The organism is Candidatus Roseilinea sp. NK_OTU-006 (assembly GCF_012931985.1).
In the GTDB taxonomy this organism is placed as follows: domain Bacteria; phylum Chloroflexota; class Anaerolineae; order J036; family Brachytrichaceae; genus JAAFGM01.
This window is the reverse complement of record NZ_JAAFGM010000090.1, coordinates 1-2,900: the sequence shown is the minus strand read 5'-3', so window position 1 is coordinate 2,900 and position 2,900 is coordinate 1. Positions and strand designations below refer to the sequence as shown.

Below are 2,900 nucleotides of genomic sequence, written 5' to 3'. Positions count from 1 at the left end.
CTCAGCGTAGATTTTCGCGAGGTCGGCATCGGCTACTACTACAAACAGAACGACGCAGCGAACGTACGGCAGAACGGCGCGTGTCCCTATACCGGCGTCGGCGGGCCCTACCGCCACTACTGGGTGCAATTGTTGGGCGCGCGCAGCAACAACGGCGTGCCCGTCTTTCCGGTCGTCATCAACGGCGAGGCCGTGAGCACCACGCAGCGCTTGGTAAATCTACACATCCACGGCGCCGTGGGCGGCAACACGTGGGTGCATCAAATGCGATTCAGCGAGGATAACGCCACCTGGAGCCCGTATGAGCCGTATCACCCGCAGCGCCCCTTCCTGCTCTCTGCCGGTGCCGGCCTCAAGACCGTATACGTGCAACTGATAGCCGGCGTCACCGTGCAGACGTCCAGCGACTCGATCTATCTGGCGGATAGCGGTGAAACGGATCCGTCCATGCCGCCGCGCGCCTTCATCCCGATTGTCAATCGCGCCGCTGTGCCCGAACAGGCGCAGTGAGCGTTCAATATGATGATGCGCTTGCTGGGCGCAGGTTTCGACAAGCTCAGCCCGCGCCTATGTCTGAAAGCGCATTCGGTTTCAACTACGGCGCGTACAATGCGCGTTGGATATGGAACTCGACCAACTGTGGGAAGCCATCTTCAGCGAGGATGCCGAGCGCGTGCGCAGCGCATGGGCCGGGTTGAATGCGCAGGAGCGCACGTCGGTGCGCCGCTTGTTGGAACGCATCACGGGCGACGCACAACGCATCGAAGCCCAGCGTGCAGCAGCGCGATTCGCGCTCAACGCGCTGGAAATCCGCTATCTCACCGCCGCGCCTGAGGGCGACCTGCCCAAGGGTGCGCTGGATTTCGCCCGTAATCTGGCGCATGACACCGGGCGCCGGCTCAAGGCAACCTTTGGCCGACTCACGGCTGCGCTCAAGCGCGACGGCACACTGATCACTCAATCCGACATCGAGTCCGACCGCCGGTTGAGCGACGCCATCCTTGCCCGCTACCCCGCGCACGGCATTCTGTCTGAGGAGCGCGACAAGATCTTTCGCGGCCAGGAGTGGTGCTGGGTGATTGACCCGATTGACGGCACGACCAACTTCACGTGGGGGATGCCGGCCTGGGGCGTGCTCATCGGCCTGCTGCATTTTGGCCAGCCGGTGCTCGGCGTGGCCGACTTCCCCATGACCGACGAGCAATACTACGCGGTGCGCGGCGGCGGCGCCTGGCTGAACGAGACGCCGATTCACGTCGCAACGGTGAACCGAGACGAGCGCACCGGAGAGCCCATGGTGCAAAAGACGCAGCTCTTCGCCTGCTGCACACGCACCCTTCAGCATGGCCAGCCCGACATCCCGATGAAGCTCCGCATCATCGGGACGACCGGCTACGACCTGGCACTGGTGGCCAAGGGCGCCTGCCTCGGCAGCCTGGACATGACCTCGCACGTCTGGGATGTGGCCGCCGTCTGGCCGCTGATCGAGGAGGCAGGCGGATGCGTCCGAACTAACTTACAACGTGAACTCTTCCCCCTACAGCCTGGTCAGGATTACGGAGCGTTGGCGTTCTCTATCCTTGCCGCTTGCTCATCGCCCATGATGGCCTATCTGGAGCGGCAACTAGGCGACCGATTTTTTAATTGACATAAAAATTTTAGCGAGTTCCTTCCACTCCTCGACGTTGATCGTCTCGGCGCGTCGCCCCGGCTCGATGCCACTCTGCATCAGGATTGCCTCCACTTGAGCTTTGTTCAAGCCCAAACCGGCAGCAAGGGTGTTGCGCAACTGTTTGCGTGGCTGGCTGAACCCGGCTTTGACTACCCGAAAGAATGCCTGGGCGCCTATATCCGGCGGCTGGGCATGTGGCCGGATCCGCAACACGGCCGACTCCACCTCCGGTTGGGGATAGAACCGGCTCGGCGGAATCTTGAACAGCAACTCGGGCCGGCCATAGAACTGCACACTGACGGCCAACAGGCTCATGTTCGGTGGCTGTGCTGTCACTCGCTCGGCCACCTCGGTTTGAACCGTCAGCACGATCGTCGCGATAGGCAGGCCGCATTCCAGAATGCGCCGGATGGCGGCCGAGGTGATGTAATACGGCAGGTTGGCCACGAAGCGGATCGCCTTGAACGGCCTGCCGAATGCGCGCTCCGCCTCGCGGACCAGGCCGGCGAAATCCACTTCGAGCGCATCGCCGTGGACGACGGTGATATTCCGCGCCTCGCCCAACGCATCTTGCAGCACGGGGATAAGCGCTTGATCCAGCTCGATCGCCACAACCCAACCGGCACGTTCCACCAGGTGCACGGTGAGCGCACCTGTGCCCGGACCGATCTCGAAGGCCAAATCGTCTCGTTCGATCTCGGCCGCCTCGACGATGCGGCGCGCCGTAGCGTCGTCGGTCAAGAAATTCTGCCCAAGGCTTTTGCGGGGAACGATGCCGCGGGCTTGACGCCGGCTACTCAAGGCGATAGCGTATCTGACTGGGGACGGGGGTGAGCAGGTAAACGTCTACCCAGCGGTACCACAACTTGAGGTTGTCGTCGTCGTAGCCCAGGTCAATGCGCTTACCGGTGATCGCGCCGCCGGTGTCGCACGCGTTGCCGATGCCATAGCCCGGCACATAGACATTCGAGCCGAGGCTGATGACCCGCGGGTCCACGGCCACGATGCCGAAGCGCATGTTCTGCCCGCAGCGCGTCCGGCCGTACCACGACGTGTTGCGTGAGACGCCCGACGTGCTGGCCGAGTAGGACGTGGCCAGCATGCGAATCTTGCGCCAATATTGCACCGGCCCCTGAGGCGTATCGAGCGTGCGGATAACGACTTTGGTGCCGTACTTGTAGACGCGCGGTTGTGGGGGACGGGCGACGAAATCGGCGATCAGCTCGCG

The 2,900-nt window shown here is 62.9% G+C and carries 3 protein-coding genes and 1 pseudogene; 2 read left to right on the top strand and 2 right to left on the bottom strand.

Features of this window, described 5'->3' with window-relative positions; translation table 11 throughout:
- Positions 1-510 (top strand): annotated as a pseudogene (locus GXH28_RS15650) (hypothetical protein); the annotation flags it as partial.
- Positions 511-622: 112 nt separating this feature from the next.
- Complete coding sequence (locus GXH28_RS15645) at positions 623-1,648, top strand: inositol monophosphatase family protein (protein WP_169239945.1); 1,026 nt, start codon at positions 623-625, stop codon at positions 1,646-1,648.
- Here the strand turns inward: GXH28_RS15645 and rsmA are convergent.
- Both rsmA and GXH28_RS16760 read right to left on the bottom strand, forming a co-directional pair.
- Positions 1,625-2,473: a 16S rRNA (adenine(1518)-N(6)/adenine(1519)-N(6))-dimethyltransferase RsmA gene (gene rsmA, locus GXH28_RS15640; RefSeq protein WP_206156893.1), complete on the bottom strand. Its 849-nt coding sequence runs from the start codon at positions 2,471-2,473 to the stop codon at positions 1,625-1,627. The genes GXH28_RS15645 and rsmA overlap by 24 nt on opposite strands.
- Positions 2,466-2,900: 3D domain-containing protein (locus GXH28_RS16760; protein ID WP_169239944.1), on the bottom strand; the 435-nt coding region annotated here is incomplete at its 5' end. The genes GXH28_RS16760 and rsmA, both read right to left, overlap by 8 nt.